Source organism: Alcaligenes sp. Lyrl_28, assembly GCF_051948705.1.
GTDB lineage: Bacteria > Pseudomonadota > Gammaproteobacteria > Burkholderiales > Burkholderiaceae_B > Alcaligenes > Alcaligenes ammonioxydans.
The window spans coordinates 231,944-258,299 of sequence record NZ_JAYJLG010000005.1 but is presented as its reverse complement, the minus strand read 5'-3'; the positions used below and the strand labels follow the sequence as shown (position 1 = coordinate 258,299).

Below are 26,356 nucleotides of genomic sequence, written 5' to 3'. Positions count from 1 at the left end.
CAGCGTGAGCGCCGAACGGTGGCATTGCCTGGGTCAATTGATGTCATCTAGGGGGCGTTGAGCTCCAAAGCAGCCAAAATCCAATCACGCTCGAACGGTGACAATTGATTAGAGCCGCTTTGAGCAAGTTCTGCTAACTTCTCAATAAGCGCTTCCTTGCCTTCGCCTTCATGAAAACGCTCAGAGATTTGGATTGGGATGCCTTCTTCGTCTAGGTTTTTTAGCTCTTCTGGTTTGAACCATCTGCTAAGCGATTGAACGAAGAACGTGTAGTCGGCACCGCCACCAAACGAACGGACGAATGCTTCGACTAGCGAGAACCACTGAGGAAGGCCGTACTCGCAAGCGCGAAGGAAGCGGAAAATTGTGTCGTAGCCTTCGGGCGAGCCCTGATAATTGGCGTCCTGCTCCAGCAGAAACTCCCTCATCGACGGCGCCTTTCTTAGCGCATAAATTAGGTAAGTCAGCTGGTTAGGTTTAAACGCCCCAAACTCAGTGGGTTTGCGGACCGCACAAATTACGTTCACTACAGCCTGAAGTTCGGGATATGTTGGATGGCCAGACCACTGAATCTTTGTACCGGCTCTCAGAGCGTTTACGACAGCATCCTTTATCGCATGTGCACTCTCCAGACCAAGAGAGGCCGCTAGCCTCAGGCCGGCAGGTTCGAGCCCGAGCGCATCACGGACAGCTGTGACTCGATCATCCGTTGCTTTGCGTGCAGGTTGCTCTTCCAACTGCACTATGTAATCGAGAGGAGCTGATTCCTCGTCTGCAAACAACGTAGGTGAGACCTGCATTTCTTCATGCTCCGGAGTCTCGTTAAACAAGAACACCTTGCCGACGTGGTGCTGGCCAAGGCGGCCAGCTCGACCTTTGATGTTTGAGTACGTAAAGAAGTCGTAGGGTGCCTTGTTAATGTTCTTGTCGAAGATGAGGACCGTCTTGGCGGCAGTGTTCACACCCTCAATCAATGTAGAGGTGCAGAACAGGACTGGTAACGTCTTGTCGTTGAACAGCCTGACCATTTGGGAGGCTATTGCGCGAGGAAGACGGCCGTGATGCACTCCGAATCCATATTTAACGGTGTAGACGAGAGCCCATTTCGCTCCGACGTTATCCGCTAGCCATTGAGAGAAAGCGGCGGCGGTATCTGAAACTGCCATGCCCTTTGCCGCTAAGTTGGCAATCTTGTTTGCCCGGTCGGGCGACGAGACGAAGACCAAAGCAGGCCAATTGGAATCGTCACCAATTTCATCTAAAAGGCGATTCTCCTTGTCGCCCGACTTTCTCAGATCATAGGTATCGACAGCTACAGTCGAGAACTTGGTCCGTAAGAACTCAAATTTCCACTTTCCGCCCTCGGCGAAGCGGACGCCATCTATGTTTGGACCTAAGAAGAAAAATTGTTTGGACCGATTCAGCAACTTGTAAACGGCTGCATTAAGCGTAAGGCTCCTATCATCTTTTCGACCGGGATCAAGTTTGTAGAACTCATCAACAACCGTAAGATCCAGCGAGCCAAGGTCTCCGCGATGTATAAGGCGTTCTTGCGTGCCTAGGAAAATCGTAGGTACTTCTGGGTCAGCGGTGTCGGAAGGATGCATGACCACAGAGAAATTGTTACGAAAGCGCCTCCGCAGTCGCCTGCGAAACTCGTCTAGTAGTGCGATCGTAGGTAAGACGATGGCAACACGCTTGTATTTTCCTGAAGCCAGTAATGCGTCGATCAGAAGGCTTTTGCCAAAGCTGGTGGGAGCGCTAAGAATCAAGTTACGACCAGCGAGCAAGTCGTTCAATGCTTCTACTTGTTCGCGGTGCAGTGTGATGTTGTCAAGTTCTGGGACCGTAACCGCTTCCGCAAGAAGCAAATCTGGCTCTGCGGCGGCTTCTTTGTCGATGTAGTTCCAAAGGCCGCAAGCCCGCGCCAGTGCGCTGAACGGTTCCCTGTAAGTCGCAAGTTCCGCACGTGCAGGGATGATCTCTGCTAAGCGAGGGACGACTTCAAGTATACCTGGGTCGTCTGCCGCGTCAGACTGGAGCGAAACCGAAACCTCCTGCAAGAGCTCAAAGACCCTTCCCTTGAGCGCGTTGCCCTGCAAGCTGGAGATGTGAGCCCAATCTTCAGTGGAGATGTGCATGATCAGTCTTTGGGGTTTAAGCCTTTGAGTCGTTTATCGAATGCAGCTGCCAGCTGGTCTTTTGAATCGATCGGCAGGTAAATGAGATGCAGTTTTATCTTTGTTGGGAGATCAGACTCTTCTATCTTTTTCCTGAGCGTGAGCAGTTCTTCTCGCACAGCGTTTAGATAGGAATCCGAATATTCTTTATGAGATGCGACCGCCTTGCTATCACAGACGATGCATACAGGGAACACAGCGCTGGCAAACAGAGCATCCAAGGATGTCTGTCTAGCGAGCAGCTCGCGAATACGGTCAAAATGGGGAAGCTTGTTAGAAACCTGAGGCCCAAGCAGCAGTTTCTCGTGATTGAGAAAACCGGCGTCAATATGTTGCTTGATAGATTCTATTGCGGATGCAATTGCTTCTGCACCGCTCTTGTAGAACTTCGATTCTCCAAGCCAAATCTCGAATTTTGCGTCATCTGTGTATCGAATGTGCGCCATGTCAAAGGATTTCACTACATCGTTAGACGATGTTTTGTAGAAGACTCTAGGCGCGAGCGGTATCGTCCCAAAGAAATCTCTACAGATGGCGTGGATAGCGATCTCCCCTAGCTCACCGCGCTTCCCATAGTTATCGGTGGCGTAGACACGTGCTGCTGCTTCTTTGAGCCGCACGTACATGTTCCCGTGATTGACGTTCAGTTCGTCTTCTTTAAGCGCATAGTCAGGTAGCCATTCAACGACATGGTCGGCCAAGGCGTTGCAACGCCATTGCTTAACTTCAAATCCAGCGCAATAGCTTTCATGAGACCAAGGTTTGCCGTCGGATTGAAGCTGCGTCAGAAGTCGGGCTGGAAGCCCCTCATTTGCCTTCATTGCGCGGCAAAGTGACTGGTAAACCAGAAACGGTCGCCTAGACCACGCGAGGAACAGTAGCCACGCTGCACACTTATTTCCGACACTACGCCTCCCGTCTGTACTACATTGTTATTGGTCGCCCACTGTTGCAGGTTTGTACATTTAGAGGCTTATTTTGATTCCGAAGTGTCTCAAAAGCAAGAGGCGAGCGCGTGTGTCGATTAGCCAAGCCCGCGGATGACAGTTATGGTGATGAGCTATACTTCTTTATATAAGGGATGGGCCATCATCTGTCCCAGGGTTTTATTGAATATTTGCCAATCTGCACTGGCAAGATGGTTAGCCCGCAGCAATAGCTGCACCAAGTAGGAAAATCTAAAAATTTGGGACAAAACGATCAAAACTGTCCGATTCTACGTTTCTAGTGCATTGATTTTGAAAGTTGCGGATCTAAGTTGAAATCGGATCCTACAGATGACGGTGTTCACAATTTCTGCATTCAGGAATTCGTGAAAAACCTTGTGTTGATGTGGGTACCCAAAATGGGCCCTGGCATTCTTGCTGGGGCTCATTTTTTTGATGATGGCGATCCAGTTCTGAACCCTGAAGATTCAGGCTCCTTGGGCAGGCTCAATTAATCTTTGACAGCAAACACTGGCTGATCAAGTGCCAGGTAGCTTAGTTGTCATGAGGTCACGCGCTCTAGGAATGTAAAGGCGCACAATCACGCTTATATGGTCTACTTGCAGTGATTCACCCTGCTTCAGAACGAACGAAAAGAAGGGGCGAGTGGGTCTGAAGGTGGCACTTGGCGTCGGCCTTGCAAGGCCTCTTGGTCGATAGCGCTGACGCTATAAATTATTCAATAACTCTTTGTTTGGAAATGGTATGCGACTGGACAAGTTTCTTGGTGAGAGTACGGATCTGAGTCGTTCAGACGCACGTAAAGTGCTTAAAAGCGGGGAGATCACGGTTAACGGGGAGGTGGTGACCAAAGGCACCCACGTTGTGCAAGAGGGCGATGTGGTGTGCTGGGACGATGAGCCGCTTGCCTTGATTGGCCTGCGTTACATCATGCTTAATAAGCCCGCTGGTTACGAGTGCAGCCTTAAAAATAGCGCCTACCCGTCCGTGATGATGCTGATCGATGTAGAAAAGCGCGAACGCTTGCACACCGTCGGTCGATTGGATGTGGATACTACCGGCTTGATTTTGATTACGGATGACGGCCAGTGGACGCATCGTATTATCTCGCCCCGTCATCAGTGCGATAAGGTCTACGTGGCGACATTGGCAGAGCCTTTGCCTGACAATGCAGAAGAACTGTTCAAGGCCGGTATCTTGTTAAATGGCGAGGACAAGCCAACGCTGCCAGCCGTGCTGGAACGCATTGATGAACGCACCGCAAGGCTGACCATCCAGGAAGGGAAATACCATCAGGTGAAACGTATGTTCGCGTCCCTGGGGAATCTGGTTCAGACCTTGCATCGTGAGCGTATTGGCTCCCTTTCCCTGGATGACAGTCTGGAGCCCGGAGAGTCGCGTTATTTGACCCCTGCCGAGGTGCAGCAGTTTGCAGAAGAGGGTTAAACGGTTTACCTGTTCCAGTACGTGGGACGAAGCCTGTTCTTGAAGCAAACTGCCGAAGGCACGGTGCTGCTTGGCGTTTGCTGGCCTTCTAAGCTGCATCACCGTATGGGATCGCGGATCTGGAACGCAAACCCAGCCTGAACCTGGATTCTTTGCCACGTAGCGTGCATACCGCCTGCCGTGTCGTTCCTGAGCTTGCCCCTTTGCCTGTATCGCCAGCTCGCAGGGTTTAACCGTAGCCGTGATGGACGAGCAGCCGCGCTTTGGCGGGCAGGTATTCAGGCAGGCGCCCGGGGAGTTTGCGGCGGCGGCTCCGGACTCCCTGCACACCTCTCTTTTTCACACAGCTTGTTTGAACCGGCGCGTGACCTAAGGCTGTGCAGTGGCATTCTTTTGCCGTTTCCTCAGACCGGTTGTTCCAGTATTTCCTGCAGACGGCTCAGCAGTTTGTCGCTGGCGTTGTGCATATGCCGTTCGCAGATGGCGATGGCACCTGCTTCGTCACCCGATGCAATGGCCGCAGCCAGCTCTTCATGCTCGTCCCAGATGGACAGGCGCTGCTCTGAAGATTGCAGTACTGCCCCCATGACACGGCGCAGGTGCACCCAGTGGACTTGGGCGCTTTCAGCGATCATGGGATTGCCCGACGCGTCGTAAATGGCCTTGTGAAAGGCCTCATCGGCTTCGATCATGGCGCGCACATCGTGCCCCCGGGCCACCTTGCGTCCCATGCGGATCAGGTCCGGGTCCAGCACGGCACTTTGGCGTGCCGCCAGCCGGGTCGCCAGGACTTCCAGAGCGCCACGTACTTGATACAAATGCCCGATATGTTCCAGATCCAGTGGCGCGACCATCACGCCCCGCCCTTCGGCATCTTGCAACAGCCCATCTTTTTTCAGTAACTGGATCGCTTGCAGGACCGGCGAGCGCGACACGTTGAGTTGCTCGGCGATGTCTTCTTGCGTGATGCGCGAGCCAGGGGCCAGGGAACCGTCACTGATCGCATCGAGCAGGATGCGATAAACCTCGTCCACGTAGTGGGGACGGGCCTGCAACTTACCGGAAAGCTTGGCATGCATGAGGTCTGGAACTCCGATACAAACAAAAAAACAGGTGAAGGCCGCAACGGCGTTGCGGCCCCGGGTTTCATCAAGGCGTGGAACGCATGGATTGCAAAAGCATGGCCATGGGGTCCGAGTCCGAGCTCGCCTGTGCGTCAAAGGGGTTGCCAAGCGGGTCATCGGCCTGCCGCGCACCGGGTGTCAGGCTGGGCGAAGGTCGGTTGAGCTGGAGCAGAATTTCTTCTTCGCTCAGGCTGACCGTCTTGTGCAGTCCACCCGTCACCAACTGCGGATAGGCAATCACAATACCGACCACCAGCAATTGTAGTACGACGAAGTAGGCTGAGCCCTTCCAGATCTGCTGGGTACGAACCCGAGGAATAGTTCGGCGACTAATTGAATCCACATAATCTGAACGGGGTGCCACGCTACGCAAATACAGCAGAGCAAAGCCAAAAGGCGGTGTCAGAAAGGAGGTTTGCAGGACCAGGGCGATGACAATGCCGAACCAGATCAGATCAATGCCCAGGCTGTTGGCAACGGGTGCCAGCAGCGGTACCACAATGAAGGCAATCTCAAAGAAGTCCAAAAACATGCCCAGCACAAAGATGATGGCACTGACGGCAATGACAAACCCCAGTTCGCCGCCGGGAATGGCATCAAACAGATGCTCTACCCACAGGTGGCCGTCTGCGGCGCTGAAGGTGAAGCTAAAGACTGTCGAGCCGATCAGGATGAACATGACGAAAATAGCCAGCTTGGCGGTATTTTCCAGGGCCTGGTTCAGCAAGGTCCAGTTAAGGCGTTTGCGGATCAGGGCCAGGATTAGCGCACCAATAGCGCCCATGGCACCGCCTTCCGTGGGTGTGGCAATACCCAGGAAAATCGTGCCCAGTACCAGAAAGATCAGGATGACCGGAGGGATCAGGGCGAAGACAAAGCGTTCTGCCAGCTGCGAGAGCAGCCCCCAGCCTGTAACCCGATTGACGGTCGCAAACAGGAGTGCACTCAGGGAGGCGACAACCAGGGCGGTGATGGCAACTTGATCCGTGGGGGCCTGAGCCGGCTGGGAAAAGACCTGGGCCATGACTTCGTTGTGCAGACCTGCCCAGGTAAAGCCGATGAAAGCGCACAACAGAACCAGCATGCCCAGTGACCGGCGTCCGCTGGCGCCCGCGGCGGTGACCTGGCTTCGGGCCTGCTCAGGCAAGGCGGGCATCCAGCTGGGGCGAAGCAAGGCCAGAATGATGACAAAGCTGATGTAGATCACCAGCAGCAGCAAACCGGGGCCCAGCGCAGCGGCATACATATCACCGACGGACCGGCCCAACTGGTCGGCCATCACAATCAGAACCAGAGACGGTGGCAAGGCTTGCACCAGTGCCCCCGAGGCCGTGATGACGCCGCTGGCGATTTCCGGCTTGTAGCCGTAACGCAGCATGACAGGCAGGGAGATCAGGCCCATGGAGATGACGACCGCCGAGGTGACGCCGGTGGAGGCTGCCAGCAAGGCGCCAACCAGAATCACGGAGACGGCCAGACCGCCGCGAACGGCGCCAAACAACTGCCCCATGGTCTCGAGCAGGTCTTCAGCCATGCCCGAGCGTTCCAGAATGATGCCCATCAAGGTGAAAAAAGGGATGGCCAGCATGGTCTCGTTTTGCATGATGCCAAAGATGCGCAGCGGCAAAACCTGGAACAGGTTGGTGGGAAACAGATCCAGGGCGATGCCCAGAACGCCAAAAATCAGCCCGGTGGCCGCCAGGCCAAACGCGACGGGAAAGCCGGTCAGCAGGAGCACAATCAGGCTCAGGAACATGATGGGGACGAAGTTGTCCGTGATAAAGGAGACAATCATCGCGCGCCCTCCTGGACAGTCGATAGCGCTTGGGCAGGCACATGAATAGGCGTGTCCTGGGCGTTATCTTCGGCAATGCAGTCCGGTCCTTTGCCTGTCAGGAACAGGATACGTTTGACCAGCTCGGCCAAGCCTTGCAGCAACAGCAGACTAAAGCCGGCGGGAATCAGCAGATAGGCGGGCCAGCGCACCAGTCCACCGGCATTGCCGGACATTTCACCTGAATGCCAGGCGGCGGTGAAAAAGCCCCAGCTCAGGTTAATGACAAAAAGACAGAACGGGATCAGGACGACAACAATCCCGGCGATATCGACCCAGTTGCGTCCCCGCGCCCCCAGGCGGGTGGAGATGAAGTCGATGCGAACATGGCTGTTATGCAGAAATGCGTAGCCCCCTCCCAAGAGAAAGACAGCCGCATACAGGTACCACTGAGCTTCCAGCATGCCGTTGGAACTCAGGTCAAAGGCCTTGCGAGTAATGGCGTTGCTGGCGCTCAGAATGGTGGTGGCCAGCAAGAGCCATTTGATGATGAATCCGATACAGCGGTTCAGGTGGTCTATTCCCCCCACCATGGTTTTCAATGCAGTCATTTTTGTCTCCGCGAATATTGTTGTGTTCGTCGTTGTGCTGCCGGGGAGTGTTTGATAGCGGACGTGTGCAAGCCGCGTGGTAGCAGGTGCTGTGGTGACTCCTTGGGCCACGATCGTGCCCGAAGTAAATGGGGTGTGCCCTGGCGGGAGCCAGGACCAGGGGATGGCCTTACAGGTCCAGAACCAGTACGTCCGAGCGTGCGCGTGAAACGCAGGCGGTCAGGCAATGGCTTTGCTCATCGGGACTAAGGATGTAGTCCTGGTGATCAACATCTCCTTGCAGGTAGTTGATGCGGCATGTACCACACAGGCCCGATACGCAGGAGGTGGCAATAGGCACACCGGCTTGCGTCAAGGCATCGCTCAGGGATTGATCGGGAGCAACCTCAATGCACTGGCCGGTACTGGCAATTTGCGCCACGAAGGCACCGGGAGGCAGGGTATTGGCATTGGGGGCGGGTTCGGGCGCCTTGAAGTGTTCGCAATGCACGGAACCGGCAGGCCAGTGTGAGCTGGCCTGGGCACAGGCCTGCATGAAACCGGCTGGGCCGCAGTAATACACGTGGGTGCCTTCATCTGTATTGGCCAGCAAGTCCTGCAGGTTCAGACCTTGTGCCGGATTGCCATTGTCCAGATGCAGATGCAGGCGGCCTTGTTCCTGCCACCTGCGCAGTTCAGGGCCGAAGGCTGCCGTGTTGGTGTTGCGGGTGCAGTAGTGCAATTCAAAGGGCTGGCCCTGAGATTCCAGAAAGTGGGCCATCGCCTTGATGGGGGTAATGCCTATCCCCCCGGCCAGCAAGATGGAGCGGCGGGCGTGCGGGTCCAGTCTGAAATGATTGCGGGGTGTGCTGACGGTTACCTGCTGCTGGACCTGCAAGGCGTCGTGCAAGGTGCGTGAACCGCCTCGTCCATTGGCATCGCGCAAGACAGCAATGACGTAGCGGTGACGCTCATGCGGCGGGTTGCACAGCGAGTATTGGCGGATCAGTCCGGCCTGGATATGGACATCAATGTGGGCCCCGGCTTCGAAAGGGGGGAGTTCCCCGCCGAGAGGACAGCAGAGCTCGTAGGAATTGATACCCTGCGCTTCGTAGCGGATCTGCCGGATCTGCAGCGATAGCAGCCCGTCTGGTTGGGTGACCGCCTGGACGGGAGTGGCGGGTTCTGCAATGGCGTTCATGGTGCTCTCCGTAGGGGGCACCCGCTCCGATGGGGCGGGTGCGGCGGGCGATCAGGCCTGGGCAGCGACAGCGCTGAGCGATTGTTGCAATTCCTGCATGCTTTGCTTGACGAAGGCTTCACGTTCGGCGCCTTTCATGCCATCGGCAGAGGTCAGGATGCGCACGATCTCGCGGGTGGCATGACGGCGGCGGGAGACTTCCTGCGCCACATCGTCGGACTCGGGGATGGACAGCACATTGCCCGAACAGTAGCTGTTGGGCGCGCCACCGCAGTCTTTGAGCCATTGGGCAAAGCCTTCCGGGGTGGCGGCCGGGTTGGCGCCACGCAAGGCATCGCGCAGCATCTTGCGGAACATGTACAAGCCAGCGTCAAACTTGGTCGGATTCTCCAGCGCATGGACGGCAATCGGACGCTGGCTGATGATGGCCTCGTAATCGCCGGGTGCCTGCTGGCATTCCTTGTAGTTGTGGCGGGCACGGTGATCGGACGGGATGGGCGGCAGGTCTTCCAGCTTGTACTTGCCGAAGCGTTCAGGGCGTCGCATGGCGACCTGCCCTTCCAGAAAGTCGATGGTCTCATAGCCCACCATGTCCTTGTTGCCCACTGCGCGTGTATCAATCCCTGGCCCCATGACGCGCCAGCCGATCATTTTGCTGTTCTGGTCGTCTACCGGCACCGTCCAGCGCACGATGTGAAAGCGGCTGAAGAATTTTTCTTGCGAGCCATCTTCCGAGGTGTAGGCATGCAGGCTCAGGTTGGGAAGTACCTGGTGCTGAACACGGATAAACAGATGATCCTTGCTGGCACGACGCGCGCCGGCGCAAGCCAGACTGCGACCGTTGTGGACAGGGATGAACTGCATGTCGGGCGCCACTTCCATGGAGGCCGCTCCCACCTCATCGAAGGTGGTGCCCTGGTAGTTGCCGCCCACCACGTTTTTGGCGGCGTGCAAGGCCGTGGGATGGAAGTTGTCGGCCGCATTGTCCTGTACTTGCAGCCAGTTGCAGTGCTGGAAGTTGCTGAAAGCCACCAGTTCATCGCCGGGCATGACGGTGAAGTTTTCCTCCCATTCGGGGAAAGGTGGTTCGGCATCGGGTGGGCCCATATAGGCAAAAATCAGGCCATGGCGCTCGAAGGCCTTGTAGGCACCCTGACGGATGGAGCAGGCATATTTTTCGCCTTCGGCCTCTTCGCCTTTGGGGTACGGCACATGCAGACAGGTGCCGTCCACGTCGAACACCATGCCGTGGTAACAGCACATGATGCCCTTTTCCTGAATGGCACCGTATTCCAGCGAGGCACCACGGTGCGCACAATGGGCGTGCAAGACGCCGATCTGGCCGCTTTTGTCGCGAAAGGCGACCAGTTCCTCACCCAGGATCTTCAGAAAGCGGGGCGTGTCTGTCAGCTCTGCCGCCATACAAACGGGGTGCCAGAAACGACGCATGTACTCGCCCATGGGCGTGCCAGGGCCTACTTCGGTCAGTTCAGGGTCATGCTCGGGGATGCGGTTGGTGTAATAGCCGCCGTAGGGAATCAGTTTTTTTTCGGTCATGTCGTCCTCGTGTACAGATCAATGGTGGAAGGGTCAGGCTACTTTTCGGTCGACCAGGGCCTGGGCCTGAATCCAGGGCATCATGGCGCGCAGCTGCTCGCCGACGATTTCAAGGCGGTGGCGCTGGTTCAGGCGTCGATGGGCATTCAAAGAGGGTTGGCCGGCACGGCTTTCCAGGATGAAATTCTTGGCATAGGTGCCGTCCTGAATGTCGCGCAGCAGCGCTTTCATGGCCTGGCGTGTGTCTTCGGTCACGATGCGTGGACCGGCCTGGTATTCGCCAAATTCGGCATTGTTGGAGATGCTGTAGTTCAGGTTGGCGATGCCGCCCTCGTATAGCAGATCCACAATCAGCTTGAGTTCATGCAGGCATTCGAAATAGGCCATTTCTTCGGCATAGCCGGCTTCGACCAAGGTTTCGAAGCCACACTTGACCAGATCCACCATGCCGCCACAGAGCACCGCCTGCTCGCCAAACAAGTCCGTTTCGGTTTCTTCACGAAAATCGGTTTCGATGATGCCGGAGCGCCCGCCGCCATTGGCGATGGCGTAGGACAGGGCCAGGTCACGAGCCTGACCGGAACGGTCGGCATGAATGGCGATCAGGTGGGGAACCCCGCCGCCTTCCACATAGGTGGAGCGCACCGTGTGGCCGGGCGCCTTGGGGGCGACCATGATGACGTCCAGATCGTCGCGGGGCTGGATCTGACCGTAATGGATGTTGAAACCGTGGGCAAAGCCCAGCGTGGCGCCGGGGCGGATGTGGGGAGCGACTTCCTGCTCGTAGACGCGGGCAATGTCCTCGTCAGGCAGCAGCATCATCACGATGTCGGCTTGTTGAACGGCAGACGCGATGTCGGCCACAGCCAGACGGGCAATGGCGGCCTTTGGACGCGAGGTACTGTTGGGGCGCAAACCCACAACCACTTCCACGCCAGAATCGCGCAGATTCAATGCATGTGCATGGCCTTGAGAGCCGTAGCCGATGATGGCAACCCGGCGTTGCTGCACCAGGGCCAGATCGCCGTCCTTGTCATAAAACACCTTCATACTGCCTCCTTTTGGTGGATTCTGTGTTCTGTATACAGAGTTCAGTATTGTGGGTCGATATTCGAGGTGTCAAGGAAAAATTGTCAGGTCGGGGGAAATCCCTAGGGCAGTGTGTTTGCTCAGCGCACGGGGCTGAGGCTGGCCTCGCGCAGTAGCCATTCACGCAGGTGTTCCACGCGTTTGAGCGTGTCGCGGTGATTGCGGTAGTAGAGAAAATGCATCTCGCGCTGCAGGCTGCGGCCATTGGGAGCGGGCAGAACAATCAGCTCCCGGTTGTCCAGTTCGCGCTCGGCAAAACGTTGGGTTTCCAGACAGACGCCCAACTGGTCCACGGCAGCGGCTACCGCCATGGCGCCGCGATCAAAGGACAGCCTGGGGCCGGGAGAGACGGCCATGCCATTGCTGCCGAACCAGTCCGCCCAACTGACCGGGCTGATGGTGGAGTCGATCAGGGGCAGGTGCAGGTACCAGGGTTGGTGCAGGGCCAGACTGGCGTAGAGCTTGGGTGAGCACAAGGGCAACAACGGTTCGGGATGCAGCGACTCGACCACCAGTCGGGGGTCGTGGCTTGGTGCGTGTCCGTAACTGATGACGCAGTCAATGTCGGTGGACTGATGCAGATCCGGGGGAGTGGCGTCGGTACGCAGATGGATGGGCAGGCCAGGATGATCGCGCATGAAAGCATGCAGACGTGGTCCCAGCCATTTGACCGCCAGGCTAGGGGCGCAATGCACGGTCAGCGCCGGGTGAATTGCGGTCTTGCCCTGGGTGTCCTCGCATAAGCGGGCCAACTGGTCCAGCAAGGGGCTCAGCTCCCGATAGAACTGCTGACCGTGACTGTTCAGGCTGACACGGCGGTTATGGCGCACAAACAGATTGCGACCCAGATGTGTTTCCAGGCTTTTAACCTGATGGCTGATGGCCGAGGGGGTCAGGTGCAGCTCGTCGCCTGCCAAGCGGAAACTCTCTAAGCGGGCGGCGGATTCAAATGCCCGTAACCAGGCGAAATTTGGAATGGCTCGCATCAGTGGCGCCTTGTTCAGGTGAATATTTTTAATCAATAGCTGAAAAAGCTTCGTTTGTCATTCATGGTTTTCGACCTCTACCATGGTTTTACGTTTTACCCGTACGCTGCGCTCGATGGGCTGGCGTGCGGGCAACGCAACATCTTGCCGAACCCGAAGGAGACCCTCCCATGAACGCTAAACCCGATATCAATGAAATGTTGGCCATGACGGGCCGAAAGTCGATTTACCAGCCCGAACAGCAAGGCCTGATCTACCCGCAAGAGCCTCAATTCGATTCTTTTGAGGAAGCGCGCACGCATTTGAAGCAGCGCCTGGTGGCCGCCTGCCGTGCTTTTGCGCTTCATGGTCTGGACTATGGTTTCGCAGGCCACCTGACCATTCGCGATCCCGAGCACCCCAGCTTGTACTGGACCAATCCCATGGCCGTGCACTTTGCTGACGTGAAGGTATCGAACCTGATCCTGGCAGACCATGAAGGCAAGGTTGTGGAAGGGGATTACGCCCTGAACCGCGCGGGTTTTGTGCTGCATGCCGCTGTGCATGAGGCTCATCCTGACATTGTGGCGATGTGCCATGCGCATACCGTCTATGGCACGGCCTTCGCCTCGCTGGGGCAGGAGATTTTGCCCATTACGCAGGATGCGGCCGCCTTTTTTGAAGACCATGTCGTCATTCGCGAAGAAGCCGGTCAGGTTGCGGTGGAAACCAAAGCGGGTCACAAAGTGGCCAATGCCTTTGCCGGTGTCAAGGCGGCCATCCACCAGAACCATGGTTTGCTGACGGCTAGCCGCCACAGCATTGAAGCGGCTGCTTTCTGGTTTATTGCGCTGGAACGCTGCTGCCAGCAGCAATTGATGATTGCCGCAACCGGCATGACTCCGACGCTGGTGACGCCCGAACGCGCCCGCTACAGCCGTGAGCACGTAGGCAGTGAATACATTGGCTGGCTGCACTTTCAGCCCATCTGGGAAAACCTGTTGCGCACCCAGCCCGATATGTTTGATTGATCCGTCCCGCAGGCAGCTTGGCCGTTGGGGGACAAGCTGCTGATTTCGCATAAATAAAACGAGGAGACACAAGCGTGGAACGACGAGCAATGCTGAAACTGACCGGCCTGGCCGGTATTGTGGCCAGTGGCATGGCCCCTGCCCTTGTCAAGGCGCAAGAGAATCTGCGCTGGCGACTGGCATCGAGCTTCCCCAAGAATCTGGATACGATTTATGGCGGGGGCGAAGTGTTTGCCCAGAAGGTGCGGGAACTGAGCGATGGCAAATTTACTATCTCGGTGTATGCGGGCGGAGAGCTGATGCCGGCGATGGGGGTGGTGGATGCGCTTGAGCAAAACTCGGTGGAAGCGGCCCATACGGCGCCCTACTACTTCTTTGGTAAAAACGAAGCCTTTGCCCTGAGCTGTGCCATCCCCTTTGGCATGAACTCCCGGCAGTTGACGGCCTGGATGTATCACGGCAATGGCTTGAAGCTGACCCGGGATTTTTATGCCAACTACAACATCGTCAATTTCCCCTGTGGCAATAGCGGGGTGCAAATGGGGGGCTGGTTTCGCAAGCAGATCAATACGCCGGATGACATCCGGGGGCTGAAGATCCGCATTGGGGGACTGCCGGGCAAGGTGATTGAAAAGCTGGGTGGCATTCCGCAGAACATCGCCGGTGGCGAGGTGTACCAGGCCCTGGAAAAGGGTGTCATTGATGCCGCTGAGTGGGTGGGGCCGTATGACGATTTGCGACTGGGCTTTCACAAGGTCGCGCCCTATTACTATTACCCCGGTTGGTGGGAAGGTTCAGTAGGGTTGGATCTGCTGGTGAACAAGAAAGCCTATGAGGGCTTGTCCCAGCATTACAAAGACATCGTCGCGGCGGCCAGCACCTATGCACACCTGGATATGCAGGCCAAATACGATGCTCGCAACCCGGGTGCCTTGAAAGAACTGGTTGGGCAGGGAGCCAAGGTGCTGCCGTTCTCCAAAGAGGTGCTGGACGCTTCTTTCAAGGCCAGCGAGCAGTTGTATGCCGAACTGAGTGAAAGCAATCCGCAATGGCGAACAATCTATGCCGACTACCGTGCCTTTCAAAAAGATGAGCTGTTGTGGTTCCGCTTTGCGGAAGCACGCTTTGACCAATATATGCAGTCTGTGAATCTGTAAATGCTGGGTAGAGACATGTTTGGACTGCAAGCCGCTTTCCATGATGGAAAGCGGCTTTTTTGTCAGCCTGCTAGCGGTGTGCTCTGTCTGGCAGGCAGGTGGCTGCATTCGTTATGCATTTTTTGTATAAACATATGAATTAAGGTCCGTACAAATAAACTGACCGACTGGGTCGGTGTTTTCCCTTAACTTCAGACGAATTGCTCTGTGTGCGCTGGTTATAAGGTCATTATCAATCCATATTTCCGTAGACAAGTATCGCCTCCTTATTATATTGTTCGTATCAAACAATAATTATGTCCGGTCAATTAATAGGAGCAGGTCCATGAAAAACGGGATTCGGAGTGTACTGGCGGTCGCAGGGATGGTGGCCGCGCTGGGCGCGCAGGCTCAAACGCTCAAGCTGGGTGTGGTGGGAGGCATGACGGGACCAGGCGCGCCCTGGGGACTGGCGATTGATGGAGGCGTGAAAATCGCCGTGGATGAAGTCAATCAGGCCGGTGGTCTGCAGGTGGGCGACAAGAAATACAAGGTTGAGGTGTTGACCTACGACGACCATTACAAGGCTGCCGATGCGGTCACGGCCACCAACCGTCTGATCGATCAGGACGAAGTGAAATACATCATCGGCCCGATTGGCTCGGCCTCGGTCATGGCCATGAAGCCCATTACCGAGCGCAACAAGGTCATCATGCTGTCCAACAGCTACTCGACCGAAGTGCTGGATGCAAACACAAAATATATGTTCCGCGTGCTGCCTACGCAGTATGAATACAACCGCCAGTTGATTGGCTGGCTGAAACAGGAACGTCCTGAGCTGAAACGTCTGGCGATTCTCTCGCCCAATGACGCCACCGGCTGGAGCACCCAGAAAATTCAGACGGCTGCTTATAAGGATGCCGGTTACGACGTAGCCGAGACCAAGTTCTTTGAGCGGTCGCAAAATGACTTTCGTACCTTGCTGACCAGCATTCTGGCCAAAAATGTGGACTTTATCGAACTGGATACGGTGCCCCCCGGCCCGGCCGGTATCGTGATTCGCCAGGCGCGAGAGATGGGATTCAAAGGCCAGTTCACCAAATTTGGTGGCAATAATGTGGCTGAAACCGTGAAGTCTGCCGGTGCTGACAACGCACAAGGCACGTTGGTCTATTTATCGGCTGATCCGTCCAGCGAGCCTTATCAGAAGCTGAGCCAGGCCTACGCCAAGATCCACAGCAACAGCATGGATGACTTTGCTTTCTACTTCTACGATGCCACCCGTCTGCTGTTCAAGGCCATCCAGGAAGCCGGCACGGTGGAGGATACCGATGCCGTGCGTGCCCGCATTGAGGCCAATACCAGCTATGACGGCATTCAGGGTGCCATTGTCTGGGGCGGCAAAGATGTTTACGGCGTGAACCACCAGATCGCGACCCCGGCCTATCTGGGCGTGATCGAGGATGGCAAGGCCAAGGTCATCAACAAGTTCGACGCCCGTTAAATATCGGGCTTGTCTCAGTTCGCACTGCGCCACGCGGGTGCAGTGCCCCTTGATACGGTTAGCAATGATGCAGATTGCAATGCAAATCGCCATCATCGCCCTGATGTCCACCTTTGTGTATGCCCTGGTAGCCCTGGGCTTCACATTGGTGTTTGGCATCTTGCGGGTGGTGAACTTCGCCCACGGCGAGTTCTACATGCTGGGCGCGTATGCCATGTATGTGTTTTACGGACAGTTTGGCTGGTCCTATCTGCCTTCTATCGCGGCCGCTGCCGTGCTGGTGGGATTCCTGGGTTTACTGGCTGAACGTGGCCTGTTCCGTCGCTTTGTGGGCGACGAGATGGGCGGCATGATCATGTCCCTGGCGTTGGCGATTACCTTGCAAGCCGGGATTTCGCTGCTGTTCTCGGTGGACGAGCAATCGGTACGCCGTCCGGTGGAAGGCGCCTGGCAGATCGGTCAGGCGTTTTTCGCCAAGGACCAGTTGTTGATCGTCGGCATGAGTGTGCTGGCGCTGGCGGCCTTTTACTTCTTGATTGAGCGCACCCGTATCGGCATGACCATACGTGCGGTGGCGCAGGACCGGGAAGTGGCGCGTCTGCAAGGCGTCAGCTCCTGGAAGATCATGGCCTTCACCTTTGCACTGAGCTGTGGCTTGGCGGGTGTGTCTGGCGCTCTGATGGCACCCGTCTATACCGTGCATCCCTATATGGGCGAAGCCGTAGTGGTGAAGGCTTTCATTATTGTGGTCCTGGGGGGCCTGGGCAGCTTGCCCGGTGCCGTGGTGGCCGCCCTGATTCTGAGCGTCACCGAGGCGGTGGCGTCTACCTTCTATAACGCGACCGTGGCCACCATGCTGTCCTTCCTGATCGTGATGGCTGTGTTGCTGGTCAAGCCCAGCGGCTTGATGGGGAAATCGTCATGAGCGTGATCAAGACAGTGTCTTTTTATCCGCGCGATGGCGTGTTGAACTGGGTTTGGCATGCCGTGGTGGTGACGGTGCTGCTGGGCTGGCCCGTGTGGGCCGGACAGCCTCGCTTTGCCCTGCATCTGGCCATCATGGTGTCCTTGTACGCCTGCCTGGCCATGAGCATGAATCTGGTGCTGCGCATCGGCCAGCTCTCGCTGGCGCATGGTGCCCTGTTCGGGCTGGGGGCGTATGCCTCGGCCATTTTGAGCCGGGATTATGGCTGGTCTTTTCCAGCCGCGTTTTTGGGCGCCGGAGTACTGACGGCAGCATTGGCTGTGATCACCGGCCCTATTTTTATGCGTATCAAGGGTGTGCATTTCGCACTTTTGACCTTCGCCCTGGGCGAAGCCGTGGTGCTGTGCTTTATCGAGTTCCACGAACTGTTTGGCGGCAATAACGGCTTTGGGCAGATTCCGCCTTTGCAGGACAGCCTGCCGATTCCCGAAGGGCGGTATGGCGTGTACCTGATTGTGGTCAGCTTTGCGCTGCTGGTGTATTTCGTGCTGCGGGCCTTGTACCGCCGCGAATGGGGCATGGTGGCCGACTCCTTGCACCAGAACGAACAACTGGTGCGCTCCGGAGGCTTGAATGTGCTGCGTTTCCGGGTCAGTGTGTTTGTTCTTAGCGCCCTGATTGCTGGCTGGACGGGCAGCTTGTACGCCCACTATCAAGGCTATATCTCGCCCGATTCCTTCGGTTTCTGGACAGCGGTGAACGCCGTCATCATGAATGTGCTCGGGGGTGTGGGGGCATTGGCCGGTGCGGTAATTGGCGCAGCCATCTTGATCCCCTTGCCGGAGTTGCTGCGCGACCTGCAGCAGTATCAACGCCTGATCTACGGCCTGACCTTGATTCTGCTGCTGTTGTTCATGCCGCAAGGACTGGCCGGACTGTGGAACAAGTGGCGCGGCGCGCGCAAGGAGGCCGCATGAGCGTGCAATTGAATGTCCAGGGCCTGAGCCGACATTTTGGTGGTATCCGTGCGGTCGATGAGGTGTCCTTTAGCACCGCTCCCGGTCAGATTACCGGGGTGATCGGCCCTAACGGGGCTGGCAAAACCACGCTGTTCAACCTGATCGCCGGTACGACCAAACCCAGTGCGGGTGTGGTCACCCTGGATGGTGCCGCCATTACGGGTCGTCCGGCTGCAGCCTTGGCGCGTCAGGGCGTGGTGCGCACGTTCCAGATGACACATGTTTTTGCCGGTCATACGGTACTTGAAAACCTGTATCGCGCTGCCCTGTTCCGTCAGTTTCCCTCCCCCTGGTCGCTGTTCAACCCTTGGGGTGTGCGTCGTGGCCGCGAAGAGGCCGCGCGGCAGGCAGAACAGGCCTTGGCCTTGATTGGCCTGGAGTCTGTCGCCAATGAGCAGGCCGATTCACTGGCCTACGGTTTGCAGAAGATTTTGGGTGTGGGCATGGCCCTGACCGCCATGCCGCGCCTTCTTTTAATGGATGAGCCCGCTGCTGGCCTGAACCCGGTGGAAACCGTGGCCATGGCCGACCTGATCGAACGCATCCATGCCAGTGGCATTGATGTGGTGGTGGTCGAGCACGATATGGGCCTGGTGATGCGCCTGTGCCAAAAGCTGGTGGTGCTGGTTAACGGTCGTTTGCTGGCCGAAGGCCCGACCGCGCAAGTGCGTCAGGACCCGCGGGTGATTGAAGCCTATCTGGGTGCGGATCTGGACAGGGAGCCGGGGCTGGAGCCAGCAGTGGAGGCCCGCGCTGCGCAGAACGGTACGGGACGCTCGGCTTCGGTCTCTACGGCTGGTCAGGGAGCGACCAAGGTCAACAAGCCTGTGCCCATGCTGGAAATCAAGGACTTGAGTGTGTCCTATGGCGCGGTACGGGCCTTGGACAAGGTCAGTTTTGCAGTAGAAGAAGCCAGTGTGTGTGCCGTGATCGGAGCCAATGGTGCGGGCAAATCGACCTTGATGAAAGCCATTAGCGGCCTGGTGCCGGTGGCCGAAGGAGAAATCCGGCTCGAAGGCCAGCCCATTCAGGACTTAAGCGCGGAGCGCCGCGTGACTCTGGGCATTGCCTTGTCCCCCGAAGGTCGGCGGCTGTTCCCTGAGTTGACGGTACGCGAGAACCTCTTGATGGGAGCCTATCTGCGTAAGGATCAGGCCGACATCACGGTGGATCTGGAACGTATCTACGCCTATTTCCCGCGTCTGCTGGAACGGGAGCAAAGCCAGGGGCGCCACCTGTCTGGAGGTGAGCAACAGATGTGCGCGATTGGTCGCGCGTTGATGTCCCGACCGCGTTTGCTGTTGCTCGATGAGCCTTCCTTGGGCCTGGCGCCTGCCGTCACGCTGGAGGTGGCGCGCGCCATCCGCCAGATCAGCCAGGACGGCACCACGATTGTGCTGGTGGAGCAAAATGCCCGTCTGGCTCTGAAGCTGTCGCAACATGCCGTGGTGCTGGAAACCGGGCGTTTGAGCCTGTCCGGGCACAGCAGGGACATCATGAACAACCCACAGATTGCGGCGGCCTATCTGGGTCACGCCGGAGAGTCATCGCATCATGCCTAATATTTACCAGGTCGCCATGTTTAACGCCGAGCGCTACCCCGACAAGGTTGCGGTCTCGGACGATCGCCAGGCACTGTCCTTTGCCCAGTTCTGCGCCCGTGCGCGCGCCTTGTCGGCTTATCTGAACGGGCTGGGGGTGAAATCGGGGGACCGGGTGGCGATCATGACACCCAATTCCATCGACTATCTGGCCTTGCTGCATGCCACGGCGGTAGGCGGTTTTTCTCTGGTGCCGGTCAATACCCGTTATGGCGTTGCCGAGTTGCGCTACCTGCTGGATGATGCCCAGCCCACGGTGTGCATTGTGGACCCGGCCTACCGGCCCTTGCGTGAGCAGATCGAGTCTGCGGGTGGTTTGAGCCGTGCTGTACAGTGGCTGGAAAAACTGCCTGAGTCTTTGCCTGATCCCCGCGGGGACGACCCGGTGCAGTATCGCTTTGGTCGTGTGGATGATGAGGATGTGGCCATCATCATGTATACCTCGGGTACGACATCGGCCCCCAAGGGGGCGATGCTGACGCACGGCAATCTGTCGGCCAATGCCGTGAACTACATCATGGAGCTGGGCATTGATGCCACGAGCCGCTCGTTGCTGGCGACACCGCTGTTTCATATCGGGGGCTTCGGGGTCATCAATGGCCCGATCTTGTACGCGGGGGGCAGCTTGCATGTGGTGCCGCGCTTCGACGCCGATGCGGTGATGGATGCATTGCGTTTGTATCAGCCTACGCATGTGTTCTTGCTCTCTGCCATGTGGGTGGGACTTACCGATCATCCGGAATTCAAGGAGCTGTCCCTGCCCGCGGCCCGGTTTGTGCAGACTGCGGCTGCGCCTTTGGGCCAGTGGCGTCAGGACCTGATTCGCACCGTGTTTCCCAATGCCGAGTTCAGTTGGGGCTTTGGCATGACGGAAAGCTGTGTCACCACGATCAAGAATCGCTACACGCAGGAGATTCTGGAGCATCCCGGTTCCATCGGTTACCTGTGGCGGCATGTGCAATATCGACTGGTCGATGCAGACGGCAAGGTGCTGCCCGATCAGCGTGGCCCTGGCGAGATGCAGGTACGCGGCCCCACGGTTTTTAAAGGCTATTGGCGCCAGCCCGAGCTGACCGCTCAGGTGCTGGATGCCGAGGGATGGCTGCACACGGGCGATGTGATTCGTGTGGATGATGAAGGCTTTGCCTATTTCATGGGCCGCAGCAAAGATATGATCAAGACAGGCGGGGAAAATGTGGCCGCGCTGGAAGTGGAAAACTGTCTGGCCAGCCACACCGATGTGCGCGAGGCTGCTGCGTTTGGCCTGCCGCATGAATATTGGGGCGAGGAGCTGGTCGCGGCCATTGTGCCGGCCAAGGGGCGCGAACCGGATGTGGAAGCCTTGCGTGCGTTTTGCCGGGAAAAACTATCGGGCTTTAAAGTACCCAAACGCATCTTTATTGTGGATTCCCTGCCTCAGTCCTCGTCGGGCAAAGTGCAGAAGTTCCTTCTTCGACAAAGGTATGTCTGATGCTGACTTCGTTATCTCTGTTTGATCCTGCGGTGCTGGCTGCCTGGGCGCAACGCGCCAGCGCCGATGAGTTTGTACGGCAGCACAGCGTTTTGGCCGATGTGTGTGTGGCGCTGCGCAATACTGACACCGGCGAGCACATTTGGCTGGCCGTGTCAGAACAGGGGGTGCAGGCAGGCACAGGGCCGCGTGAGGTGCCGTTCTGGCTGGAAGGTGATCGTGCCGCCTTTGCGGATCTGGCCCAGGGCTTTCCATTTAACCGCTTGGTGCGTCAGCACCGACTGGTTGTGGGAGGCGATTTGCGTGCCTGCGTGCAGAACTGGATGTTGTTGTATGCCTTGACCCGTCTGACGGGCGAGCTGGAGGTCTGAGCATGCCTTATGTGACAACCGCGGACGGTATCCGTGCCTATTACGATCTGGCCGGTTCCGGTCCGGCCTTGGTGATGGTGCATGGCGCCAGCCAGGACAGTCTGTCCTGGCAATATGTGCTGGAGCACTTTGCGCCCTTTTACACGGTGTATGCGCTGGATTTGCCCGGCCATGGCAAAAGCGGCATGCCGGCTGGCGGGCCGCATACCGCGACTCCCCAGAACGCGCAGTATCTGCTGCAGTTCCTGGAGGCGGCGGGTATCCGGAATCCGGTCTTGATGGGCCATTCCATGGGCGGGGGCGTTGTCGCCCAGGCCGCTGCCATGGCGCCTGAGCGGATTCGTGGTCTGGTGCTGGTCGATGGCGCGTCAGTCAATGTAGTGAAGTCCTCCGGCTATAACCCGCGCATTCTGGAGATGGCGCGCATCAACCCGGGCGACTGGTTTGAAGTGACCTTCCGAACCCTGATGGGCACCCTGTCCGACCCGACGCGTGCGCTCGAAGTGGTGACGGATGCCCGACGTTGCATTCCGGCGGTGGCCTTTGCGGATATCTGCGCGTTTGGCGGCTTTCGGATGGAGCAGATTTTGAGCGATATTCGCTGCCCGGTGGTGATTGTGGAAGGCAGTGAGGACTGGTCCGTGCCACCAGAGTCCGCCCGAGAGGTTGAACGCTTGCTGCGAGAAGGCAAAGTTCCGGTGGAATATATAGAATGGCCGGGCATCGGGCATTTTCCCCAAAGTGAATGTCCGGAGCAGTTCACCCGCGACACCTTGGCTGCGATGCGCCGCCTGTCTCTTTAAACTGAAAACCGTATGGCAAACAACGAATCCCAGTCCAGTGCCAAGCCAACCCTGTATCAGAACATGAGCGATCGCTTGTTGGAGCTGATCCGTTCGGGGCATTACCCGGTCGGCTCCAAGCTGCCTACCGAGATGGAGCTGTGCGAGATGTACGGGGTCGGTCGGCACACGGCGCGTGAAGCCATACGCAAGCTGACCGATCTGGGTTTGATCGAGCGGCGTCGCCGTGCCGGTACCACCGTGATACGCCAGCATCCCAAGCCGCAGTTCGGCCTGGCGCTAGATACCACGGATCAGTTGCAACGCTATCTGGAATTTACCGATCTGCACGTGCATAAAAAGGCGGCGGGTGTGGACAAGCAGCCGCCGGAGACCGCGCTGGACGGTGAACCGTCCGATTGGGTGAAGGTGGAGACCTATCGCAGCGTGCCGGGCAGCAAGCGCGGTATTTCCTGGACAGATATCTATCTGCGCAAGGAATACCAGGCGGTGGCGGATCTGATTTCCACCCAACCCGGGGGTGTCTATCCGCTGCTGGAGGAGCACTGTGGCGAAGTGGTGGAAACCATCGAGATGGAAATTTCCGCCTCGCGCTTTCCCCCGCATGTCGCCCGCTTTCTGGGTTATGAAGATGCGGACCCCGCCTTGCTGATTATCCGTACCTTCCGCAATCAGGCGGGCAAGGTCATGGAAGTGGCGGTCAGCTTTTACCCGCCTTATGAATTCCGCTACGTCACACGCCTGTCGCGCAGTGACGGAAGCCACCGCTCGCAGAGCTGATTTTTCCGTACCTTTGGGGAGACATTCATGAAACGCAAATATGGCCGCAGTGTGACGGTCAAGGTGACGGGCGACCACGCGCTGGTGCGCTTTGATCGCGGCGTGAACCGCAACGCGATCGATCAGGACACCTTGCTGGCCTTGACGCAGGTGGCGCAGGATCTGGCCTTGTCGCTGGAGATTCATACGGTGGTGCTGACGGGGGCCAAGGATATTTTCTCGGCTGGAATCGATCTGAAGGACCCGCAAAAGTGGAATGACGAACAGGCCGGTTTGCTGGAGCGTCGGGATGTGGCCCAGCGGGGCGCGCGTCTGTGCCGCCTGTGGGAAGAGCTGCCGCAGCTGACTATTGCCGCCATTGAAGGCGCGGCGGTGGGAGGCTCGGTCGCCCTGGCGCTGGCTTGCGACTGGCGTGTGGCCTCGCAAGCGTCATTTCTGTATTTGCCCGAGGCCAAGGTGGGGCTGAATATGGGCTGGGGTGCCATTCCGCGCATGGTGAACATGCTGGGAGCGGCCCGTACCAAACGAGCCATCTTGCTGGCCGAACGTTTCGGTGCTGAACAGGCGCTGGAATGGGGCTTGCTGGATGAAGTCTGCGAACCCGGTCAGGCCGTGGCAGTGGCGCAGTCTTTAGCCAAGCGGGCTTCGGAGTCGCCTGCGGCGATTATTCGCATGACCAAGGAATCGGTGAATCAGGTCGCCAATGCGTTGAATCGCTTGGGCATTTATATGGATGCCGATCAGGCGCTGGTATGCCGTGACAGCGTAGAGGGAGTCCAGGCGCGTGCGGGTTTTTTGTCGCCGGGCCGCCCCAAGACAACAAGCTCCTCCTCGGCGGGCAGCACACCGAAGGCGTAGCGTGGGGGCTTTTCGTGTCTATGCACGATGAGCAATTCAAGCTGGATGTGGCTTAGCCTGGGTTACCGCGACGCTGGGAGGCCGGAACCGCCCTTTGCGTTGCGTGGACACCGAACCGGTCACGTCCGACTGTGGGGTGGCACACGCTACGTGGTTGTGGTGTCCAACCATAGCGTCTTATGTGCCCCTTCCCGCGGGTGCGGACAAGGGGCTGTCCATATCGTGGTATCAGGCGGTTTGACGCGTTTGTGCCAGTCGTCCCATCCCCTGTGGGAATAAATCCAGGCCAGCTGTCGCCACCAGATCCCAGAAGCCAGCGGGGGAACTGGACACGACGGTGACGCCTAGTTTGTCCTCGACCTGACGCACGGCTTCCAGCGAGACCAGACCACCGCAAGACAGCAGCAGACCTTGTGCCTGACCGGGAGCCTGCTTTTGGGCGATGTCCCATGTTTTCAGGCACAGATCGACCAGCTCTTGCGTGCTGATTTGCGACATGGCGGTGACGTCATTGACGCCCAAACCATACGCGCATACGGCCTGAATCTGGTTCTGGGCCAGAAAGCGGACCAGACGCTGGTTCACGTCATCAATATAAGAAGACGCGACCGCAACCCGTTCGATGCCGCTGACACGCAGGCCGCGCAAAATGGCGTGGCTCATGGTCGAGCATGGCAGACCGGTGGATTCGCGCAGGCGTGCCACCAGTTCCTCGTTAAAGTCCGAGCCGCGGTAAAAGCTCAGTGAGGTCCCCATCAAGGACACGGCCTGGGCTCCCCGAGCGGCCAGCTTTTGAGCGGCGTCGACGACCTGGTCAATAACCTGGTCATAGCCTTCCTTGTCCACGGAACTGAGCGCCAGGCCTTGGGCGATGAAGTCAATTTCCGGGTACATTTCCGGGCCTTCCGGAGGCACCAGACCGGCGGCTGGTGGCACGATCAGGCCAAGTACGGGGCGCTGGGCGCCAGAGTTGTCAGTCGTCATAACAGTAGCTGCTTGGTTCATTGTTTAAAGTCGAGCTGGGCACTTTCGATGACTTTGGCCCAGCGTTGTGTTTCTTCACCCAGCCATTGTTCGGTGGCTTGGGCATCTTGATAGCCGGCAACGGAGCCTTGGGCCAGGAACGCGTCCTGCACCTGTTGTTGCTGCATGCTGTTTTCCAGGGCTTTGCTGACCGTGGCGATAAAGGCCGGGTCCACGTTCTGGGGTGCCAGCATGAACAGCGACGGCGTCACGCTATAGCCGGCGATGGTTTCCGAGACGCTGGGCAGCTCGGGCATGCCGGGAAAGCGGCGCTCGGACAAGGTGGCCAGCAGACGGATACGGCCAGACTTGGCCAGGCCGATCGAAGAGGCCAGGCTGGCAAAGGACATGGAGACTTCGCCGGCAGCCAGTGCCTGACTGGCCGGGGCGCCACCGCGATATGGGACATGCACCAGTTCTGTCTGGGTTTTCAAGGCGAACAGCTCGCCACCCAGGTGGTGTACCGAGCCCACGCCCACCGAGGCAAAGGTTTCGGTTTGAGGGGGAGATTTGAGGATGGCTTCGACCAGTTCGGCCACGTTCTTGACGGGGCTGTCGCCGGGGACGGCCAAAGCCAGATCGGACTGACCGACCATGCCGATCGGGGCAAAGTCGCGCTGCAGGTCGTAGCGCAAAGCCGGGTAGATATAAGGTGCGACCAGCAAAGAGGTGTCTGCAAACAGCAGCGTATTGCCGTCGGCTTGGGATTTGGACACATAGTCGGCAGAAATTGTGCCGCCTGCGCCCGATTTGTTCTCCACAATGACGGTGCGGTCCAGTTCTTTGCTCAGCGCCTGGGCGGTTACCCGCGCCAGGGTATCGACGCCGCCGCCGGGGGCAAAGCCCACGACCAGACGAATGGGCTCGGCAGCGTGTAAGGCGGCCACAGGGCTGAATGTCAGGACGAGCGCAGCCAGCGCCCGCCGTGTGAAACGGCTTGCAAACATGAGAAAGTCTCCTC

Annotated in this window: 23 protein-coding genes; 12 read left to right on the top strand and 11 right to left on the bottom strand. The window is 57.7% G+C overall.

The annotated features are described in order from the left end of the window. Positions 1-47: 47 nt before the first annotated feature. Entirely contained in the window at positions 48-2,141 is a 2,094-nt protein-coding gene (locus VF694_RS13435) for a DEAD/DEAH box helicase (RefSeq protein ID WP_440164603.1), read from the bottom strand. A 2-nt stretch (positions 2,142-2,143) separates the two neighbouring features. Continuing rightward, entirely contained in the window at positions 2,144-3,001 is an 858-nt protein-coding gene (locus VF694_RS13430) for a HamA C-terminal domain-containing protein (protein ID WP_440164601.1), read from the bottom strand. An 870-nt stretch (positions 3,002-3,871) separates the two neighbouring features. Here VF694_RS13430 and VF694_RS13425 point away from each other — a divergent pair. Next, positions 3,872-4,573, top strand: a complete 702-nt coding sequence (locus VF694_RS13425; protein WP_003800762.1) for a pseudouridine synthase — start codon at positions 3,872-3,874, stop codon at positions 4,571-4,573. 404 nt (positions 4,574-4,977) lie between these two features. Here the strand turns inward: VF694_RS13425 and VF694_RS13420 are convergent, their stop codons facing one another. The 7 genes from VF694_RS13420 to VF694_RS13390 all read right to left on the bottom strand — a co-directional run bounded on the left by VF694_RS13420 (position 4,978) and on the right by VF694_RS13390 (position 12,894). Next, positions 4,978-5,652 carry a GntR family transcriptional regulator gene (locus VF694_RS13420; RefSeq protein WP_059318429.1) on the bottom strand — a complete coding sequence of 225 codons (675 nt, stop codon included), beginning with the start codon at positions 5,650-5,652 and terminating at the stop codon, positions 4,978-4,980. Between the two features lie 70 nt (positions 5,653-5,722). Beyond that, positions 5,723-7,492, bottom strand: coding sequence for a TRAP transporter large permease (locus tag VF694_RS13415; RefSeq protein ID WP_219235384.1), 1,770 nt, complete (start codon positions 7,490-7,492; stop codon positions 5,723-5,725). Continuing rightward, positions 7,489-8,082, bottom strand: coding sequence for a TRAP transporter small permease subunit (locus VF694_RS13410; protein WP_003800755.1), 594 nt, complete (start codon positions 8,080-8,082; stop codon positions 7,489-7,491). Before VF694_RS13410 ends, VF694_RS13415 begins: the two co-directional genes overlap by 4 nt. A gap of 169 nt (positions 8,083-8,251) precedes the next feature. Beyond that, positions 8,252-9,262 (bottom strand): PDR/VanB family oxidoreductase, encoded by a 1,011-nt coding sequence (locus VF694_RS13405; RefSeq protein WP_219235387.1) that lies wholly within the window; start codon positions 9,260-9,262, stop codon positions 8,252-8,254. A 51-nt stretch (positions 9,263-9,313) separates the two neighbouring features. Next, complete coding sequence (locus tag VF694_RS13400; RefSeq protein ID WP_003800752.1) at positions 9,314-10,819, bottom strand: Rieske 2Fe-2S domain-containing protein; 1,506 nt, start codon at positions 10,817-10,819, stop codon at positions 9,314-9,316. Between the two features lie 33 nt (positions 10,820-10,852). After that, entirely contained in the window at positions 10,853-11,869 is a 1,017-nt protein-coding gene (gene ilvC / locus VF694_RS13395; RefSeq protein ID WP_003800751.1) for a ketol-acid reductoisomerase, read from the bottom strand. A gap of 119 nt (positions 11,870-11,988) precedes the next feature. After that, complete coding sequence (locus tag VF694_RS13390) at positions 11,989-12,894, bottom strand: LysR substrate-binding domain-containing protein (protein ID WP_039943134.1); 906 nt, start codon at positions 12,892-12,894, stop codon at positions 11,989-11,991. Between the two features lie 170 nt (positions 12,895-13,064). Between VF694_RS13390 and VF694_RS13385 the strand changes: the two genes are divergently transcribed. From VF694_RS13385 to VF694_RS13335, 11 genes are all read left to right on the top strand, one after another. Next, entirely contained in the window at positions 13,065-13,904 is an 840-nt protein-coding gene (locus VF694_RS13385; RefSeq protein ID WP_003800746.1) for a class II aldolase/adducin family protein, read from the top strand. 74 nt (positions 13,905-13,978) lie between these two features. After that, positions 13,979-15,061, top strand: coding sequence for a TRAP transporter substrate-binding protein (locus tag VF694_RS13380; RefSeq protein WP_440164597.1), 1,083 nt, complete (start codon positions 13,979-13,981; stop codon positions 15,059-15,061). Positions 15,062-15,386: 325 nt separating this feature from the next. Continuing rightward, positions 15,387-16,544: an ABC transporter substrate-binding protein gene (locus tag VF694_RS13375; protein WP_003800741.1), complete on the top strand. Its 1,158-nt coding sequence runs from the start codon at positions 15,387-15,389 to the stop codon at positions 16,542-16,544. Between the two features lie 64 nt (positions 16,545-16,608). Continuing rightward, positions 16,609-17,469 (top strand): branched-chain amino acid ABC transporter permease, encoded by an 861-nt coding sequence (locus VF694_RS13370; protein WP_003800738.1) that lies wholly within the window; start codon positions 16,609-16,611, stop codon positions 17,467-17,469. After that, the gene (locus VF694_RS13365) at positions 17,466-18,446 is read left to right on the top strand and encodes a branched-chain amino acid ABC transporter permease (RefSeq protein ID WP_440164595.1); all 981 of its coding nucleotides are present in this window, start codon (positions 17,466-17,468) and stop codon (positions 18,444-18,446) included. Before VF694_RS13370 ends, VF694_RS13365 begins: the two co-directional genes overlap by 4 nt. Beyond that, the gene (locus VF694_RS13360) at positions 18,443-20,050 is read left to right on the top strand and encodes an ATP-binding cassette domain-containing protein (protein WP_059318423.1); all 1,608 of its coding nucleotides are present in this window, start codon (positions 18,443-18,445) and stop codon (positions 20,048-20,050) included. The genes VF694_RS13365 and VF694_RS13360 overlap by 4 nt, the downstream gene beginning before the upstream one ends. Next, positions 20,043-21,560, top strand: a complete 1,518-nt coding sequence (locus VF694_RS13355) for a class I adenylate-forming enzyme family protein (protein ID WP_003800730.1) — start codon at positions 20,043-20,045, stop codon at positions 21,558-21,560. The genes VF694_RS13360 and VF694_RS13355 overlap by 8 nt, the downstream gene beginning before the upstream one ends. After that, on the top strand, positions 21,560-21,931 hold the full coding sequence (locus tag VF694_RS13350; protein ID WP_003800728.1) for a hypothetical protein: 372 nt from the start codon (positions 21,560-21,562) through the stop codon (positions 21,929-21,931). The genes VF694_RS13355 and VF694_RS13350 overlap by 1 nt, the downstream gene beginning before the upstream one ends. A 2-nt stretch (positions 21,932-21,933) precedes the next feature. Then, positions 21,934-22,734, top strand: coding sequence for an alpha/beta fold hydrolase (locus VF694_RS13345; protein WP_003800726.1), 801 nt, complete (start codon positions 21,934-21,936; stop codon positions 22,732-22,734). Between the two features lie 12 nt (positions 22,735-22,746). After that, positions 22,747-23,514, top strand: a complete 768-nt coding sequence (locus VF694_RS13340; protein WP_059318421.1) for a GntR family transcriptional regulator — start codon at positions 22,747-22,749, stop codon at positions 23,512-23,514. Positions 23,515-23,541: 27 nt separating this feature from the next. Further along, positions 23,542-24,372 (top strand): enoyl-CoA hydratase/isomerase family protein, encoded by an 831-nt coding sequence (locus VF694_RS13335; RefSeq protein ID WP_003800723.1) that lies wholly within the window; start codon positions 23,542-23,544, stop codon positions 24,370-24,372. A gap of 228 nt (positions 24,373-24,600) precedes the next feature. On the opposite strand, the gene VF694_RS13330 is transcribed toward VF694_RS13335, so the two are convergent. Together VF694_RS13330 and VF694_RS13325 are read right to left on the bottom strand one after the other, a co-directional pair. Beyond that, entirely contained in the window at positions 24,601-25,356 is a 756-nt protein-coding gene (locus tag VF694_RS13330) for a hypothetical protein (protein WP_003800720.1), read from the bottom strand. Between the two features lie 17 nt (positions 25,357-25,373). Then, positions 25,374-26,342 carry a Bug family tripartite tricarboxylate transporter substrate binding protein gene (locus VF694_RS13325; protein ID WP_440164590.1) on the bottom strand — a complete coding sequence of 323 codons (969 nt, stop codon included), beginning with the start codon at positions 26,340-26,342 and terminating at the stop codon, positions 25,374-25,376. Positions 26,343-26,356 lie beyond the last annotated feature (14 nt).